The 17,533-nt window shown below is 66.3% G+C and carries 15 protein-coding genes; 12 read left to right on the top strand and 3 right to left on the bottom strand.

Features of this window, described 5'->3' with window-relative positions:
* Positions 1 to 38 precede the first annotated feature (38 nt).
* On the top strand, positions 39 to 2,252 hold the full coding sequence (gene ligA / locus ABIB35_RS15720) for an NAD-dependent DNA ligase LigA (protein ID WP_354182680.1): 2,214 nt from the start codon (positions 39 to 41) through the stop codon (positions 2,250 to 2,252).
* 29 nt (positions 2,253 to 2,281) lie between these two features.
* The gene (locus ABIB35_RS15715) at positions 2,282 to 3,061 is read left to right on the top strand and encodes an inositol monophosphatase family protein (protein WP_354182679.1); all 780 of its coding nucleotides are present in this window, start codon (positions 2,282 to 2,284) and stop codon (positions 3,059 to 3,061) included.
* Between the two features lie 82 nt (positions 3,062 to 3,143).
* On the opposite strand, the gene ABIB35_RS15710 is transcribed toward ABIB35_RS15715, so the two are convergent.
* The gene (locus ABIB35_RS15710; protein WP_354182660.1) at positions 3,144 to 3,920 is read right to left on the bottom strand and encodes a methyltransferase domain-containing protein; all 777 of its coding nucleotides are present in this window, start codon (positions 3,918 to 3,920) and stop codon (positions 3,144 to 3,146) included.
* Positions 3,921 to 4,124: 204 nt separating this feature from the next.
* Between ABIB35_RS15710 and ABIB35_RS15705 the strand changes: the two genes are divergently transcribed.
* From ABIB35_RS15705 to ABIB35_RS15670, 8 genes are all read left to right on the top strand, one after another.
* Entirely contained in the window at positions 4,125 to 4,571 is a 447-nt protein-coding gene (locus ABIB35_RS15705) for a TraR/DksA family transcriptional regulator (protein ID WP_354182659.1), read from the top strand.
* Positions 4,572 to 4,731: 160 nt separating this feature from the next.
* On the top strand, positions 4,732 to 5,226 hold the full coding sequence (locus ABIB35_RS15700; RefSeq protein WP_354182658.1) for a GNAT family N-acetyltransferase: 495 nt from the start codon (positions 4,732 to 4,734) through the stop codon (positions 5,224 to 5,226).
* 661 nt (positions 5,227 to 5,887) lie between these two features.
* Positions 5,888 to 6,184: an Asp-tRNA(Asn)/Glu-tRNA(Gln) amidotransferase subunit GatC gene (gene gatC / locus ABIB35_RS15695; RefSeq protein ID WP_210230431.1), complete on the top strand. Its 297-nt coding sequence runs from the start codon at positions 5,888 to 5,890 to the stop codon at positions 6,182 to 6,184.
* 8 nt (positions 6,185 to 6,192) lie between these two features.
* Positions 6,193 to 7,695, top strand: a complete 1,503-nt coding sequence (gene gatA / locus ABIB35_RS15690) for an Asp-tRNA(Asn)/Glu-tRNA(Gln) amidotransferase subunit GatA (RefSeq protein WP_354182657.1) — start codon at positions 6,193 to 6,195, stop codon at positions 7,693 to 7,695.
* Positions 7,695 to 9,212, top strand: coding sequence for an Asp-tRNA(Asn)/Glu-tRNA(Gln) amidotransferase subunit GatB (gatB, locus tag ABIB35_RS15685; RefSeq protein WP_354182656.1), 1,518 nt, complete (start codon positions 7,695 to 7,697; stop codon positions 9,210 to 9,212). The genes gatA and gatB overlap by 1 nt, the downstream gene beginning before the upstream one ends.
* 116 nt (positions 9,213 to 9,328) lie before the next feature.
* Complete coding sequence (locus tag ABIB35_RS15680; RefSeq protein ID WP_354182655.1) at positions 9,329 to 10,231, top strand: aminoglycoside phosphotransferase family protein; 903 nt, start codon at positions 9,329 to 9,331, stop codon at positions 10,229 to 10,231.
* A 23-nt stretch (positions 10,232 to 10,254) separates the two neighbouring features.
* Positions 10,255 to 11,373, top strand: a complete 1,119-nt coding sequence (locus ABIB35_RS15675; protein ID WP_502915811.1) for an NAD(P)/FAD-dependent oxidoreductase — start codon at positions 10,255 to 10,257, stop codon at positions 11,371 to 11,373.
* A 149-nt stretch (positions 11,374 to 11,522) separates the two neighbouring features.
* The gene (locus ABIB35_RS15670; RefSeq protein WP_354182653.1) at positions 11,523 to 12,626 is read left to right on the top strand and encodes a hypothetical protein; all 1,104 of its coding nucleotides are present in this window, start codon (positions 11,523 to 11,525) and stop codon (positions 12,624 to 12,626) included.
* 264 nt (positions 12,627 to 12,890) lie between these two features.
* On the opposite strand, the gene ABIB35_RS15665 is transcribed toward ABIB35_RS15670, so the two are convergent.
* Together ABIB35_RS15665 and hutH are read right to left on the bottom strand one after the other, a co-directional pair.
* Positions 12,891 to 13,184, bottom strand: coding sequence for an acylphosphatase (locus tag ABIB35_RS15665; RefSeq protein ID WP_354182652.1), 294 nt, complete (start codon positions 13,182 to 13,184; stop codon positions 12,891 to 12,893).
* 4 nt (positions 13,185 to 13,188) lie between these two features.
* Complete coding sequence (gene hutH / locus ABIB35_RS15660) at positions 13,189 to 14,763, bottom strand: histidine ammonia-lyase (protein WP_354182651.1); 1,575 nt, start codon at positions 14,761 to 14,763, stop codon at positions 13,189 to 13,191.
* A gap of 88 nt (positions 14,764 to 14,851) precedes the next feature.
* Here hutH and ABIB35_RS15655 point away from each other — a divergent pair, with 88 nt between their 5' ends.
* Both ABIB35_RS15655 and hutU read left to right on the top strand, forming a co-directional pair.
* Positions 14,852 to 15,676 carry an IclR family transcriptional regulator gene (locus tag ABIB35_RS15655; RefSeq protein ID WP_354182650.1) on the top strand — a complete coding sequence of 275 codons (825 nt, stop codon included), beginning with the start codon at positions 14,852 to 14,854 and terminating at the stop codon, positions 15,674 to 15,676.
* Between the two features lie 171 nt (positions 15,677 to 15,847).
* Positions 15,848 to 17,533: a urocanate hydratase gene (gene hutU, locus ABIB35_RS15650; RefSeq protein WP_354182649.1), complete on the top strand. Its 1,686-nt coding sequence runs from the start codon at positions 15,848 to 15,850 to the stop codon at positions 17,531 to 17,533.

Below are 17,533 nucleotides of genomic sequence, written 5' to 3'. Positions count from 1 at the left end.
CTGCAGGTGCGGAATGCGGCAAGATTGGTTAGGTGAGCATAGCCAAGACATCCCCGGAGAAATCGGCCTCTGCAGCCGCCGTCGATTCCGTCAGCACTGATACCCCGCCCAGCGGTAACCTGCGGGAGGAGTATCAGAGCCTGTCCGACCAGGTGCGGAAATACCGTTTTGCGTACTACAACGAAGATGCCCCCCTTGTTTCCGATGCGGAGTTTGACGAGCTGTACCAACGGCTTGAGGAACTCGAAGCGCTTCACCCTGAGCTGGTCAGCAATGATTCGCCCACACAGGAGGTGGGGGGAGAAGTTTCAGCGGCGTTTGCCCCGGTGGAACACCTTGCGCGTATGTACAGCCTGGAAGATGTCTTTTCCCTGGACGAGCTGGACGCCTGGGTCCGCAAGACCGAAGCGTCGGTGGCGAATATTGCTCCCGGCGAGAAAATCAAGTGGCTGACCGAGCTGAAGATTGACGGGCTGGCTGTGAACCTGCTGTACCGCAACGGAGACCTGGTCCGGGCCGCCACTCGTGGCGACGGCACCACGGGGGAGGACATCACGCACAATGTGCTCACCATTGCTTCCATCCCGCGGAAGCTCCACGGCGAGAACGTGCCGGCAGAGGTGGAAGTCCGCGGCGAGGTGTTCATCCCCTCCAAGGAATTCGGACACTTGAACGAGACCATGGTGGAGGCGGGGAAGGCGCCGTTTGCCAACCCCCGCAATGCCGCTGCCGGCTCCCTCCGGCAGAAAGACCCCGAAGTCACCGCCCGTCGCCCGCTAAGTATGTACGTGCACGGCATCGGCGCCCGTGAAGGTCTGACCGCCGCCAGCCAATCCGAGACCTACGCGCTGCTGAAGCAGTGGGGCCTGCCGACGTCGCCGTACTTTAAAGTCCTGGACAGTTATGACGAGGTGCTCCGGTACATCGCCACCAACGGTGAACACCGCCATGATCTTTCCCATGAGATCGACGGGATTGTGGTCAAGGTTGACGACTTCGCGCTGCAGCGCGCCCTCGGGCACACGTCCCGCGTGCCGCGGTGGTCCGTGGCCTACAAGTATCCGCCGGAGGAGGTGAACACCAAGCTGCTGGACATCCGGGTGAACGTGGGCCGCACCGGCCGGGTCACCCCCTACGGGATGATGACTCCGGTGTCCGTCTCCGGGTCCACAGTGGAAATGGCCACCCTGCACAACCAGGATGTGGTCAAGGCCAAGGGTGTGAAGATCGGCGACACCGTGGTGCTGCGCAAGGCCGGAGACGTAATCCCCGAAATCGTGGGCCCCGTCGTCGCTCTCCGCGACGGCAGCGAACGTGACTTTGTGATGCCGACTCACTGCCCCTCCTGCGGCACGGAGCTGAAGCCCGCGAAGGAAGGCGACGTGGACATCCGCTGCCCCAACGCCAAGTCCTGCCCCTCGCAGCTGCGGGAGCGCGTGTTCCATCTGGCCGGCCGCGGTGCCTTCGACATTGAGGCGCTGGGCTGGGAGGCGGCCATTGCGCTGACGCAGCCCGCCGAGCCCGAGGTCCCCCCGCTGACCAGTGAAGCCGGGCTCTTTGACCTGAACATCGAGGATCTGGCCGAGGTGCGGATTCAGCGGCCCAAACGGGTCAAGGGCGTAGTGGACGGCACGGAGCTGGTTCCCTATTTCTACTCCAAGGGCACGGCCAAGAAACCCTCCGAACCCACCGCCACCACCCGCAAACTCTTCACCGAGCTGGAAAAGGCCAAGACCCAGCCGCTGTGGCGGGTACTCGTGGCCCTGTCCATCCGGCACGTCGGCCCCACGGCGGCGCGGGCGCTCGCAACAGCCTTCGGCTCCATGGCCGCCATCCGGGCGGCCAGCGAGGAGCAGCTGGCCCATGTGGACGGTGTTGGCCCCACGATTGCCGCCGCGCTGACCGAATGGTTCGAAGAGGAGTGGCACCGCGAGATTGTGGACCGCTGGGCCACGGCCGGCGTGCGGATGGCTGATGAACGCGATGAAACCATGCCCCGCACCTTGGAGGGTATGACCATTGTTGTCACCGGAACCCTGCCGACCTTCAGCCGGGACGAGGCGAAGGAAGCCATCATTACCCGCGGCGGCAAAGCCTCCGGATCCGTTTCCAAGAAAACCGACTACCTCGTGGCGGGGGAGAACGCCGGCACCAAGCTGGACAAGGCGGAGTCCCTCGGTGTGCCGGTGCTGGACGAGGACGGCTTCCGCCGGCTGCTTGACGGGCGGCTGTTGGAGGAGGAGACAGCATGACGCCGCTTCCGGATCCTGCAGGCGTGCCGGTGGAGGATCCGCTGGAGCTGCTCGATGTGGCACGCGAGGCGGCTGCGGCAGGTGCGGCCGTGCTGGCCCGGCGAACCGCCGAAGGGCTGAACGCGGTCAATAAGAGCGCCGCCGGCGACTGGGTCACCGAATTCGACACTGCCGCCGAACGGGCGGTGCGGGAAGTCATTAACCGCCGCCGCCCGCGGGACACTGTCACCGGCGAGGAACTGGACGCCAGTGTTCCGGCGAACGCCTCCGGCATCCGCTGGTCCATCGATCCGCTCGACGGCACCACCAACTTCATCCGCAACATTCTCTACTACGCCACGTCGGTGGCCGCAGTGAACGACGACGGCGTCTGGCTGGCCGGCGTTGTGCACGCCCCGGCGCTGGTGCGGGTGTATTCGGCCGCCCGCGGACATGGCGCCTGGCTGGCCGAACACGGCACGGTCCGGAAGCTGACCGGACCGGACCCGGAGCGGATCGGCAAGCTCCTGGGCACCGGATTCTCCTACGACGCCGCGGTTCGTAAGGAGCAGTACGCAGCGCTGCCGCACTTAGCGGCAGGATACGCGGACGTCCGCCGGCTGGGGTCCGCCGCCCTGGATTTATGCATGGTTGCCGACGGTGCCCTGGACGCCTACGTTGAGCGCGGCCTCAACGAATATGACTATGCCGCCGGCGCCCTGATCGCCGAGGAAGCAGGTGTTCCGGTGCGCCGCCCCGCACCGCCGGGAAGCGACGCCGAACGGCTGGCAGCAGTGACCGCGGCCGGTGCCGCCGTTGGCACTGCCTGAGTTTTGGGATAGCGCCTGGGCAGAGTGACTGCACCTGTTACCTGCCGTTGAACCGTGCGGCGTTGAAACCGCAGGCCGGACGTTAGGGTCCGTCGGCGGGATGCCGGGCGGCGACTATGATTTCCCGGCTGGACGCGGGATCCAGCGGCCCGCCTTCCCAATCGCCGCACCAGTCCACCTCGCCAAAGCCGGCTTCCTCCAGCAGCCTCGCCAGGACGTCCGCCCGGGTGAATTTCAGCGTGCTGCGGCTGGCAAAGCGCTCGCCGTCGGCCAGGAATCGGGTTCGGTCCTCGAAGGTGACGAGGACGCCGTCGGGCTCTTCTTCAGCGGCGATCAGTTCCCACTCAACTTCCAGCGGCCCCGCCGAGGATTCCTGCCGTTCCGGACCCGCACTGCCGCTGTCCCATTCCAGCCACGCCTTGGTGGCCGGATTCCGGGACTCAAAATAGAACGTTCCGCCGGGGGTCAGCCGTGAGCGTACCGCTTCGAGGGTGGCAAGGATTTCAGCTTCGGTCAGCAGGCACTGGAACGCGTGCCCGGTCATCACGGCAGCATCAAACGGGCCCGCCGGCAGATTTACGGCGGTTCCATGCAGCCAGGTGACCAGCTCGCCGCCGTCGCGCGACCGCGCGGCTGCCAGCATGCCGGCGGCCGGATCAATGCCGGTCAACGTGTGTCCGGCGCGCGCCAGACGGACCGCGAAGCTGCCTGTACCGCAGCCGATGTCCGCGATCCGCAGCGGTCCGCGTTGGCTGACCGAGCCCAGCATCCCCGCGTAGAAATCGGTGTCCCAGCTGCCGGCGTTGTCCTCGTCGTACAGCGCCACCAGCCGCGGCTCGTTGTACTGCGTATCAACCACTGTGTTCCCCCGGCGCCAACTGCGGTGCCGGCCATGTTGACCGAGCACTCCAAGGCTGCTTCCGCCATGCTAGCCCAGCCGGAATGGCCCAAGGGTGACGAATTAAGCCGTGAGTAAAGTGGGCTTCAGTGGACGGGTCTTTGGGCAGGTGGGAGCGGATAATTGATCGAACTTGCTTGGCATTCAGGGACTAGGAGGAACCCCATGACCCGTAAAGTAACTGCTGCACCGCGGAAGTCCTCAACTGCTGCGGCTGAGCGCGTCCCCACATCCAAGCATCCCACTCCCGCTGATCTTGACACGGCCTATTTCGCGGGGCTGTTGGACGAGCGGATCGGGCAGACCCGGGAAAAGGTCAGTGCTGTTGTGGAGGACATCCGGGAAGTGACACTCGCGGCAAAGGACACGCCGGCGGACGACGAGCATGACCCCGAGGGGTCCACCGTCTCGGTGGAGCGGAACAATGAGATGGCGCTGCTCGCTGCCGGCGAGGCGTCGCTCATCGAGCTGCTCGATGCTCAGGTGCGTCTGGACGAGGGTACCTACGGGGTCTGTGAGATGTGCGGCAATCCCATTCCCGCCGAACGCCTCGAAATTCGCCCGGAGGCGCGTTATTGCGTTGCCTGCGCAGCCGCTGTCCGGCGTCGTTAGCGGGCTACGGGCAGGCATCGTTCACGCGCCGCGGTTCGGGGCAACTGTGCACCCGTCCGCCGCGGCGCGTGTCCGCCGTCACGGTCGTCGCACGGACGGGGTTTGGGCGGGCTAGAATCTACGTTGGAAATCAAGACCCACGTAAGGATTCGTAACACGCATGAGCATCACCGTCCGGCAGGCCACCGAGGCAGACTTTGACGACATCCGCCGGATCACCCGTGATGCGTACCTAAGCGCCGGGTTTATCGAAGCAGACAATCCCTACGTCAAGGATCTGGAGAACGTTGAAGACCGCGCGGCCAACGCCGTGGTGTGGGTGGCTGAACTCGACGGCAAGGTAGCTGCTTCCACCGCCATCACCTTCGCCGGCCAGCCGTACACGGACATTGCGATCGAGGGTGAACTGGAATTCCGCATGCTCGCGGTGGATCCGGCCCTGCAGCGCGGCGGCGTCGGCCGGGCTCTCGTTGCCGCCGTCATCGAGTACGCGCGCAGCCTCGACGGGATCCACACCGTCAGCCTGACCAGCATGACGCCGATGACCAACGCGCATGCCCTGTACAAGTCCATGGGCTTTAAGCGCGTTCCCGAGCGCGACTGGTACGTCCCGAACGAGGACATTATCCTCTGGGTCTTCTGCCTGGAGCTCTGACACCGGGTCCCTTCGGAGTAAACCTCCGCAGGGAACTCAAGGAGGTTTACGGAACCCCTGCCCGCATCCGCGTGGGCGGGGGTTTTGTATGTTCCGGCCCGGGAAATCCGGTGTGCAGATACGGCGGGTTCGGCGGGGCGCTGCATCGTCCGGTGTGCAGATACGGCGACCTCCGCGCGGATTAACTCGCCAGACCTGCACACCGAATGAGCAGAAGTACCGGGCAACCCGCCAGACGTGCACACCGGATGGTGCCGCGAGAATCCGTTGGAAGTTGGAAGTTGGAAGTTGGAAGTTGGAAGTTGGAAGTTGGAAGCCAGGCCCCATGCGCTGGCCTTTGGGAGCAAGGTGCTGGCGGGCCCCGGCACGCTCCCGGTGTGCAGATACGGTGGGTTTGGCGGGGCGCCGCATCGTCCGGTGTGCAGATACGGTGACCTCCGCGCGGATTAACCCGCCAGACCTGCACACTGAATGAGCAGACGTACCGGGCAACCCACCAGACGTGCACACCGGATGTCGCGCCTTCCATCCCCGGGTCGGCCGCCGTCGATTCGACTCCCGGACAGGGCCGCCCCCGGCATGAACCACGAAAAACCGCCCCACCAAACGCCGTAGACTGGAACGGATACCTTTTTATCCGTAAAAGACGCATGGGAGACTCATGTCTGAGATCAATCGTGAGGCTGTGGCGCACCTGGCGCATCTGGCCCACATTGAGATGACCGAGGATGAACTGGCCAAGATGGCCGGCGAACTGGATGTCATTGTTGATTCGATCAAATCCGTAAGCGAAGTTGCCGGTGAGGACATCCCGGCCACCTCCCACCCGATCCCGCTGGTCAACGTGTTCCGCGAGGATGTTGTGGGGCAGACGCTGACCAATGAAGAAGCGCTCTCCGGTGCTCCCGATAATGCGGCCGGCCGCTTCAAGGTCCCTGCCATCCTGGATGAGGAGTAAAGACTTCCATGAATGAACTGATCACATCGAGCGCCGCCGTCCTGGCGGACAAGCTCGCAGCCGGCGAGGTCTCCGCCGTTGAAGTTACGCAGGCACACCTGGACCGCATCTCCGAGGTCGACGGCGCCGTCAACGCCTTCCTCCACGTGAACACCGACGAAGCGCTGGCCGTTGCGGCCGACGTCGATAAGGCCCGCGCCGCCGGTGAAACCCTGCACACCCTTGCCGGCGTGCCGATCGCCATCAAGGACCTCATTGTCACCAAGGGTCAGCCCACCACGGCCGGCTCCAAGATGCTTGAGGGCTGGATGAGCCCGTATGACGCCACTGTGATTACCCGGATCCGTGCTGCGCGCATGCCGATGCTGGGCAAGACCAACCTGGACGAATTCGCCATGGGTTCCTCCACCGAGCACTCTGCGTTTGGCCCCACCCGCAACCCGTGGGACCTGGACCGCATTCCCGGCGGGTCCGGCGGCGGTTCGGCTGCTGCCGTTGCTGCCTTCGAGGCTCCGCTGGCACTGGGCACGGACACCGGCGGGTCCATCCGCCAGCCCGCCGCCGTCACCGGTTCCGTGGGTGTGAAGCCCACCTACGGCGGGGTTTCCCGCTACGGTGCCATTGCCATGGCCTCCTCGCTGGACCAGATCGGCCCGGTGTCCCGCACCGTGTTGGACGCTGCGCTGCTGCAGGAAGTCATTGGTGGACACGACCCCCGGGATTCCACCTCGCTGACCGATCCCGTGGGCAACCTCGTGGAAGCAGCCCGCAACGGCAACGTGGCCGGCATGCGCATCGGCGTCGTCAAGGAACTGCAGGGCGAAGGCTACGAAGCAGGGGTCCTAGCCCGCTTCAACGAATCCCTGGAGCTCCTCAAGGATGCCGGCGCGGAAATTGTTGAGGTCTCCTGCCCCAACTTCAAGTACGCCCTGGGCGCCTACTACCTGATCATGCCCTCCGAGGCTTCCTCGAACCTGGCCAAGTACGACGGCGTCCGGTACGGCCTGCGTGCCCTGCCCGCCGACGGCCCCATGACCATTGAGCGCGTCATGGGCGCCACCCGCGCCGCCGGCTTTGGCGACGAGGTCAAGCGCCGCATCATCCTGGGCACCTATGCCCTGTCCGCCGGTTACTACGACGCCTATTACGGCTCGGCCCAGAAGGTGCGCACGCTGATCCAGCGCGACTTCAACGCCGCGTTTGCCCAGGCCGACGTGCTGATTTCCCCGACCTCGCCCAACACGGCGTTCAAGCTGGGGGAGAAGCTGGACGATCCGCTGGCGATGTACCTGAACGACGTCGCCACCATTCCGGCAAACCTGGCCGGCGTACCGGGCATCTCGATCCCCGGCGGCCTGGCCGACGGACTGCCGGTGGGCATCCAGTTCCTGGCTCCGGTCCGCGAAGATGCCCGGTTGTACCGTGCCGGAGCAGCCCTGGAACGCCTGCTGGAACAGAAGTGGGGCGGCCCGCTGCTGGCCTCTGCACCCGTACTCGGAGGAGTGAAGTAATGTCTGCGCACATCCAGGACGAGACCCTGTCCTTCGAAGAGGCCATGGAGAAGTATGATCCGGTGCTCGGTTTTGAGGTCCATGTGGAGCTCAACACCAACACCAAAATGTTCTCCGATGCGCCCAACGTCTTCGGTGACGAGCCGAATACCAACGTCACGCCGGTGTGCCTGGGTATGCCCGGCGTGCTGCCGGTGGTGAACAAGACTGCCGTGGAGTACTCGATCCTGATCGGCCTGGCACTGAACTGCAAGATCGCCGAATCCTGCACCTTTGCCCGGAAGCAGTACTTCTACCCGGACACACCCAAGAACTTCCAGACCTCGCAGTACGAAGACCCCATTGCGTACGACGGTTACCTGGACATCGAACTGGAGGACGGGACCGTGTTCCGCGTCGAGATCGAGCGCGCGCACATGGAGGAGGACGCCGGCAAGCTGACCCACATGGGTGGCGCCACGGGCCGCATCCAGGGCGCCGACTTCTCGCTGGTGGACTACAACCGCTCCGGCGTGCCGCTGGTGGAGATTGTTACCAAGCCCATTGAGGGTGCCGGGTCGCGCGCGCCCGAGCTGGCCAAGGCCTACGTGGCCGCGGTCCGCGAGATCGTGAAGAACCTGGGCGTTTCCGACGCCAAGATGGAACGCGGCAACGTGCGCTGTGATGCCAACGTGTCGCTGCGCCCGTATGGCCAGGAAAAGTTCGGCACGCGCTCGGAAACCAAGAACGTGAACTCGCTGCGCGCCGTCGAACGCGCCGTCCGGTTCGAAATCCAGCGCCACGCCGCCGTCCTGGAATCGGGCAACAAGATTGTCCAGGAAACCCGCCACTGGCACGAGGACACCCGCTCGACGACGTCGGGCCGGCCCAAGTCCGACGCCGATGACTACCGCTACTTCCCGGAGCCGGACCTGGTTCCCGTGGTCACCACCACGGAATGGATCGAGGAGCTGCGCTCCCGCCTGCCCGAGCCGCCGGCCGAGCGCCGCAAGCGTCTGCAGGCCGACTGGGGTTACTCGGACGCCGAGTTCCGCGACGTGGTCAACGCCGGTGTCATGGATTCCATTGAGGAAACCATTGCCGCCGGAGCCTCCGCACAGGTGGCCCGCAAGTGGTGGATGGGCGAAGTGTCCCGCCGCGCCAAGGAAGCCGAAGTGGACCCCACCGAGGTGGGCGTGACACCGGAGCTGATCGTGGAACTTGACCGCCTGATCCAGGCCGGCAAGATCAACGACAAGCTGGCCCGCCAGGTGCTCGACGGCGTGCTCGCCGGCGAAGGCACCCCGGAGGAAGTCATTGAGGCGCGCGGCCTGGCCGTGGTGTCCGACGACGGCCCCCTGCTCGAAGCCATCGACGCCGCCCTTGCAGCTCAGCCCGACGTCGCGGACAAGATCCGCGGCGGCAAGGTCCAGGCTGTGGGCGCCATTGTTGGCGGCGTCATGAAGGCCACCCGCGGACAGGCCGACGCCGGCCGCGTGCGCGAACTGATCCTGGAACGCCTCGGCGTGCAGGGCTAACCAGGCTCATCGCATAAAAACTGCCGGCCCCGGGGATCCCCCGGGGCCGGTGGTATTTATGAGCCGGCGGTGCTTAACAACAGACGCCGGAGTTGGGCTGACGGTAGGGTTCAGGCATGGCCAATCATCCTCCAGCAGAAATCTCCGTGGATGCTGACCTGGTGCGGCAGCTGCTCCGCGAACAGCACCCCTCCCTGGCGGATATGCCGCTGCGGCCGGTCGCCAACGGCTGGGACAACTACATCTTCCGGCTCGGCGCCAACTACGCGGTCCGGCTTCCCCGGCGGCTCTCGGCGGCGCAGCTGACCGCCAATGAGCAGCAATGGCTCCCGGGGCTCACAGCGGATCTTCCGGTCGCAACCTCGGCTCCGGTATTTCCGGGCAAACCTTCAACGGCGTTTCCCTGGCCCTGGAACATCACGCGCTGGTTTGACGGACTCGAGGTGTCACTGCAGCCGCGGGACCGCAACGTTGCCCTTGCCGCGCAGCTGGCCGGGTTCCTGAATGCCTTCCACCAGCCGGCCCCGTCGGGGTTTCCTTTCAATGCGGTGCGCGGAATCCCGCTGGAGAACCGCAACGACGCGGTCCTGGACCGGCTGGCCAGCGGCATGGTCCCGCACGCCGCCCGCGTCCGGGAACTGTGGGACGCCAGCCTGAAACTTCCGCCCTGGCCCGGCCCGGCGCTGTGGCTGCACGGTGACCTGCATCCGGCAAACCTGGTGGGCACTGCCGACGGCGCACTACAGGCCGTCATCGACTTCGGGGACCTGACCGCGGGAGATCCGGCCACCGACCTCGCCGCCGCCTGGCTGGTGTTTGACCAAAACGGGCGCAGTGCCTTCCGTGCGGCTCTGGGGGGACAGTACGACGCCGACCCTTATGTTTGGGGCAGGGCGCAGGGTTGGGCGGTATGCATGGCTTCGGCCCTGCTCTCCAACTCCGATGACCATCCGGGGATGTACCTGCTGGGCTCGGAAACACTGATGGAGATCCTGACGGACGTGCGGGACTGGCTCTGATGCGGGCACGTGAAGGAGACAGCGTGGACTGTGACGTGTTGATTATCGGCGGCGGCATCGCCGGTCTATCACTGGGCTCGGCCCTGGCCGGCCGGACCAGCGTCCTGCTGGTGGAGGCCGAGGAAACACTGGGGTTCCACACCTCCTCCCGCTCGGCGCGCCAGCTTATTCCAAGCTACGGCCCGCCGGTCATCCAGGACCTGACGGTGCGGACCCTGGCAATGATCCGGGCGCTGGAGGTCCACCTGCCCGAACCGGTACTTACGGCGCGCAGCTTTCTGCTGGTGGGCAGCGAAGAAACGGTGCGGGACCGGGCCAGCGGCCACATGCATCCCATCACCGAAGCACAGCTGCAGGCACTGGCTCCGGAGCTGAAGCCGGGCTGCTTTGCCGCGGCGGGGCTGGACACCACCTCCGTTGCCTGCAACACCGACGCGCTGATGGAGTATCACCACCGGCGGATCCTGGACCGCGGCGGCCGCATTCGAACTGCCTCCCCGGTCCGCAGTGCGGTGTTTGAGGCCGGAACCGCCGAAACGGGGCCCGGGGCACCTGCCGCGGACTGCACCGGGAGCTGGGTGAGCGCAGCGGGGGACACCAGCATCAGGTCCCGTGTGGTGGTCAACGCCGCGGGAGCATGGGCCGATCAGCTGGCGGACCTCTACTCAGCCCGTCCGCGCGGGCTGCAGCCCTACCGCCGGACCGCCGCCGTCGTCGACGTGCAACATCCGCTGGCCGAAGACGCACCGATGGTGGCGGACGCCGATGAGTCCTTCTACTACCGCCCCGAAGGGCGGCAGGTGCTGATCTCGCCGTCGGAGAGCATTCCCAGCGCACCGATGGACGCCCAGCCGCAGGCCGATGACGTTGCCGCGCTGGTGACGCGGGTCAATGCCTTGACGACCCTAGGCATCACCGGTGTGGCGAGGTCCTGGACGGGACTGCGCACCCAAGCCGCTGACGGGCTTCCGGTGGTGGGGTACGACGACGTGGTTCCGGGCTTCTTCTGGCTCGCCGGACAGGGTGGCTACGGCTTCCAAACATCATCCGGAATCGCCGAACTTGGGGCTGCTCTGCTACTGGGTGAGACGTCGGAAATACCTGCTGCTGAGGCACTTCGTCCGGCCCGGATCACCCTGTGACCAATCTCTCACCGCTCCTTCGTAACGAATCAGCTCAAGCCGGCGTGAATGGTCTTTTTTGGACGAACAGGTGCCTACAGTTGAAGGACAAAGCCAAGTGGGCTTTCTCTTCTTTTTGATCCACCTTTTTGCCTGAAAGGTCTGTCTCAGTGTCAGATATCTTGCCGCCACAGCTGGTTGGCGTGCAGCAGCGTTCCCTCTATGTAAAAGCCCGTACAGTGCTGACCGTTATTTCCAGCGTATGGCTGGTTATGGCAGTAACCGGGGTTGGATTCTTTTCCGGAGGGACAACATCTCTGGCCCTGTCCCTGATCCTGCTGTACGGGACGGGTGTTGCACTGATTGTGGTGATTGCGGGCATTTACCGATTGGTCAAGAAGTCAGCCGTCCGCCGTGCTGAGAGTGTCCCCGATGACACGGCCGCCCTGGCCTTCGTTGACACCACCCGTTCGGCAACTGAAGAACTGCGCGCTGCGCTGCGTCCGCCGGCTGCGACCGGCCGGCAGTACGCGCCTGTGGCACGGACCGTTGGGCCGGCGGTCTCCATGTCTGATGCGGTTGCCGCGGCACGCGCAGCGTCCATTGCTGCGGCCGTTGCATCAGCTGTTGCTGAAGCCGCAGCAGCCGAGGAAACGCCGGCACGCCCGGCCGTCGCGAAAAAGCGGGTGGCCGCCGCTTCCACGGTAAAGCCGACGGCTAAGACGGCGGCCTCGGCACCCGCGGGGAAGGCAGGCGCTAAGGCGGCAGCGGCAACGGTCAAGGCACCTGCGAAGGAACCGGCCAGGACTACGGCGGCCAAGACCACAGCGGCCAAGACCACAGCCAAGCCAGCGGCCCCGAAAAGCCCCGTCAACAAGTCGGCCGCGGCAAAGAGCCCGGCAAAGAAGCAGCAGAAACCCCGGGGCGCCAACCCGCAGGTGAAGAACGCGGCGCCCAAGACTGCGGCACCCAAGACTGCGGCGCCCAAGACTGCGGCACCCAAGGGGCGTCCGGTCAGCAATCCCGGTTCGAAGTCCGCTTCACTGAAGCGTCCCGGCGCCTCCAATCGGGTGCCGGGCAAAAAGCAGTCCGGAAGCAGCGGTGCAGATGCGGCCGCCGGCACGAGCGGCCCGGCGGCCTCTGTTTCCGCGAAGTCCCAGCAATGCAGCCCGGCCAAGGGCCAGCGGCCCTCGCTAGTGCTGGCCTCCAGCAACCCGGCTCCGCAGGCTGCCCGCCCGGTGCATGAAGCACTGACCCGCCAAAGGGCTTCCTGACCCGTAGTGCCGCCGGCCATGCACGTTCAGGGAGTTGCCAGCTTTCCTACAGTTCGTGCCCAGCCAGGCCGTTTATCGTAGTAGATACCTCATAAGGGTGCGAGTGATGAATGGATAGAGTAGTGACCTATCCGGCGCCGGCAGACTAGGGTTGTTCCCCCAACCACCCCACAGTCTGCCGGCGCTTTTCCTTTGCCCAAAACCTCTTTGCCCAAAATCTCTTGCCCGGAAACCCCGCGCTGTGCCTGGTCCGTGCGGCAATGCCTAGTCGGTGCGAAAATCCGCAAACTCGCCCGTGGCCCGGGCCCAAGTGTCCTGGACCCCGGTGACCGTTCCCGGCGCGGCCGGCGAGTTCAGCCACTGCAGTAGTTCCGCCAGGGCTGCGCGGGGTCCTTCCGCCACCACCTGGACGGAGCCGTCGCTGTGATTGGCCACCACCCCGGTCAGTCCCAGCCGGGTGGCCTGCTGCAGGGTCCGGTAGCGGAACCCCACAGCCTGCACTTCACCGGTGATCCGGGCGGTCAGGCGGGCAGGGGCGGCAGCATCCGTAGGCATCATGGGCCTAGAGTAGCGGTGTGCCCAGCACCGAGTCAGCAGCAGCAAGCAGGGAACCGTCCGCCACTGCCACTCTGCAGGCCTCAATCTCCGGTGCCAAATACCGGTCCGGTCCCGGACCCGGCACCACTGCCCGCAGGGCCGTACGCACCGCGCCGACCGCCGGAGCACTGCGGCAGGTGGAAACACCGCCGTCGCGCATGTCCAGCGCCCGTGCCGAGGTGAGGATTTCAATGGCCAGGACCCGCGTCAGTCCGTCAATGGAGCGGCGTAGCTTCAGTCCGGCCGCCCAGCCCATCGACACATGGTCTTCCTGCATTGCCGAGGAGGGAATGGAATCCACGGAGGCCGGAACGGCGAGGCGCTTGAGCTCGGAGACGATCCCGGCCTGCGTGTACTGGGCGATCATATGCCCTGAATCCACACCCGGGTCAAAGGCCAGGAATGCATTGAGTCCGTGGCTGCGGGACCGGTCCAGGAAGCGGTCCGTCCGGCGTTCGCTCATGGAGGCAACGTCAGCGACGGCGATGGCCAGGAAATCCAGCACATAGCCCACCGGTGCGCCGTGGAAATTGCCGTTGGACTCCAGCCGCCCGTCCAGAGTGACCACCGGGTTATCGATGGCCGAGGCACGCTCACACGCCGCAACGTTCTCTGCATGGAGCAGCGTGGACCGTGCGGCGCCGTGCACCTGGGGTGCGCAGCGCAGCGAGTAGGCGTCCTGTACCCGGGTGAAGCCGCCGGTTTTCTGCTCTTCGATCAGGGTGGATCCGGCCAGGACGGCGCGGATGTTCGCGGCGGACTCGGCCTGCCCGGGCTGCGGCCGCAGGGCCTGCAGATCCGCGGCAAACACTGAGTCGCTGCCCAGCAGGCCCTCCACGCTCATGGCTGCGGCGAGGTCCGCGGTGGAGAGCAGCAGGTGCAGATCTGCGATCGCGAGCGTGAGCATGCCCAGCATTCCGTCGGTGCCGTTGATCAGGGCCAGGCCCTCCTTTTCCTGCAGCTCCAGCGGCTCCAGCCCGGCGGCCGCCAGGGCGACGGCGGCGGGAACGCGGTCGCCGTCGGCCGTGCGGACCTCACCTTCGCCCATCAGGGCCAGCGCGCAGTGGGAGAGGGGAGCGAGGTCGCCCGAGCAGCCCAGCGATCCGTACTCGCCCACCACCGGGGTGATGCCCGCGTTGAGCAGCCTCGCGTAGGCCAGTGCCACATCCGGACGGACCCCGGTGCGGCCGGTGGCCAGGGTGGAGAGACGGTTCAGCATCAGGGCCCGCACCACCTCGGTGTCCACTTCCGCGCCCGACGACGCCGCGTGGCTGCGGATCAGCGAACGCTGCAGCTGCCGGCGCTGTTCGGGCACGATCTGCTTGACGGCCAGGGCGCCGAAGCCGGTGGAGACGCCGTAATGAGGCTTGTCGTCGGCGGCGAGCTCCTCGATGACCGCGCGTGAAGAGCGCATGGCGGTGAGCGCCTCAGCTGCCAGCGCCACGGGGGCGCCGTGCCGGGCGACGGCGACGATGTTCTCCGCGGTCAGGGCGCCGGTGCCCAGTTCGACGGCGGAGCGGGGGGTCTGCAGGGTTTCCATCCTCTTATCTGAGCATGGGAACGGCAGTGGGCCTAGCCGGCCGCCGATTCCCTTTCTGGGATCCCAGACACTGCACTAGGATCTGGACATGTCTGAGAGCTATTCCCGGGTGCAGGTTCCCGCTGCCGCGCAAGTCCTGTCCATTCTGCGGTATTTGGGAACACAGGCCGGACCGGTCAGCGCCACGGCCGTCTCCCGTGATCTCTCCCTGCCGCGTTCCACCACATACCACCTGCTTGCTGCCCTGGTTCGCGACGGCTTTGCCGTGCATCTGCCGGAGGAGCGCAAATACGCCCTCGGGGCAACGGCGCATGAGCTCGGCACCGGTTATGCCCGGCAGGCACCACTGCAGCGCATCGGCCGGTTTCCGCTGCGCAAACTGGTGTCCTCTGCCCGCCTGACCGCGCACCTGGCCGTACTGCAGGGCACCGACGCCATCTACGTCATCGAGGAACGGGCACCGAGACAGGAGCCCCTGGTGACCGACGCCGGGATCCGGCTGCCGGCCCACCGCACCGCCAGCGGGCGGGCCATGCTGGCCCAGATGACCGACGCGCAGTTGCGGGCGCTCTACCCGGATCCGGAGAACATGCGGTCCGGCCGCGCCGGCGGTCCTGCTCTCTCGGTCCTCCTGGCGCAGGTGCGCGAGTGCGGCTACGCGTGGGAGGAGAACGAGGTGACGGAGGGCTTTTCCTCCATCGCCGTGCCGGTCCTGGACCGCTCCGGGCACGCGGTCGCCAGTGTCACCCTGACGGCGCCGAACCGGTTGCAGGGGGATCAGGGGGTTCCGTCGGCGTCGCAGGGAATCCATGATTTCGCGGTCCGGCGGCTGCCGGAGGTGTCCCGGTGCGCCGTCGAAATCTCCCGCCGGCTCGGAGCCCAGCCAGCCTCGGCTCCGACTCCGGTTGCGTAAAGGCTCCGGCACATCAGCCGGCACGCGCGCTGTCAGACCGCACGTCACAAAAGGGTGGAAACGAAGCGCAGCCCCGCCAGCACCTAAGTTTCTGCCCGCGTGCTGTCTGAGATCCCAGACAATGCGGATTTCCTCTCCGGCTGGATACCGCCCGTCGGCTACGGTCTGGTCATGGCTACCACTCACGACCCTTCCCGCAGCATCCGAGCCCCCCGCGGCACCGCCCTCACCGCCGGAAGCTGGCAGACCGAGGCGCCCCTGCGGATGCTCATGAACAACCTGGACCCGGAGGTGGCCGAGCGGCCCCAGGACCTGGTGGTCTACGGCGGCACCGGCCGGGCAGCTCGGAGCTGGGAGGCCTACGACGCGATCGTGGCCACCCTGTCCACCCTGGCCGACGACGAGACCCTGCTGGTCCAGTCCGGCAAACCCGTGGGTGTGTTCCGGACCAACGTGTGGGCACCGCGCGTGCTGCTCGCCAACTCCAACCTGGTGGGGGACTGGGCCACCTGGCCCGAGTTCCGCCGGCTGGAGGCCGAGGGCCTGATGATGTACGGGCAGATGACGGCCGGATCCTGGATCTACATTGGCACCCAGGGCATCCTCCAGGGCACCTACGAGACCTTCGGTGCGGTGGCCCGGAAACTCTTTGACGATGAAAACGCCACCCTCGCCGGCACGCTGACCCTGACCGGCGGCTGCGGCGGCATGGGCGGGGCGCAGCCGCTGGCCGTGACCCTGAACGGGGGTGCGGTGCTGATTGTCGATGTCGACGAAACCCGCCTGCGCCGGCGGGCCGGCAAGCGCTACCTGCAGGAGGTGGAAACGGACCTGGACACCGCCGTCGCCAAGGTCATGGCCGCCAAGGCCGAGAAACGGGCGCTGTCGGTAGGGCTGGTGGGCAACGCCGCCGAGGTCTTCGAGGAGCTGCTGCGCCGCCAGCTGGCCGGGGACATCAGCGTGGACATTGTCACTGACCAAACCTCCGCGCACGACCCGCTGAGCTATCTGCCGGCGGGCATCTCCGTGGCGGACTGGGAAGCCGAATCAACGGCGGACCCCGAGGGGTTCACGAAGAAGGCCCGCGAGTCCATGGCCCGCCAGGTTGCTGCCATGGTGGGTTTCCAGGACGCCGGCGCGGAGGTGTTCGACTACGGCAACTCCATCCGCGACGAAGCACGCCAGGGCGGTTATGACCGGGCCTTCGAGTTCCCCGGGTTTGTTCCCGCCTACATCCGCCCGCTTTTCTGTGAGGGGATGGGCCCGTTCCGCTGGGTTGCGCTGTCCGGTGATCCGCAGGACATTGCCGTCACGGACGCCGCGATGAAGGAACTCTTTCCCGAAAACACCCGTCTGCACCGCTGGCTCGACGCAGCTGCGGAGCACGTCGAGTTTGAGGGGCTGCCGGCCCGCATCTGCTGGCTGGGCTACGGCGACCGGGCCAAGGCAGGGCTGCTGTTCAACTCCCTCGTCGCCCAGGGCAAGGTCAGCGCGCCCATCGTCATTGGCCGCGACCATCTGGACTCCGGCTCCGTGGCCTCGCCCTACCGCGAGACCGAAGCCATGGCCGACGGCTCCGACGCCGTGGCCGACTGGCCCCTGCTCAACGCCCTGCTGAACACCGCCTCCGGCGCCACCTGGGTTTCCATCCACCACGGCGGCGGCGTGGGCATTGGCCGCTCCATCCACGCCGGGCAGGTGTCGGTGGCCGACGGCACCGAGCTGGCCGCGCAAAAGCTGGAACGGCTCCTGACCAACGATCCGGGTACCGGGGTGATCCGCCACGTTGACGCCGGCTATCAGCGGGCCTCCGACGTCGCCTCCGAACGCGGCATCCGCATTCCGATGGAAGAGTAG

The organism is Arthrobacter sp. UYP6 (assembly GCF_040547315.1).
GTDB lineage: Bacteria > Actinomycetota > Actinomycetes > Actinomycetales > Micrococcaceae > Arthrobacter_B.
This window is presented reverse-complemented; position numbering and strand designations above follow the sequence as displayed.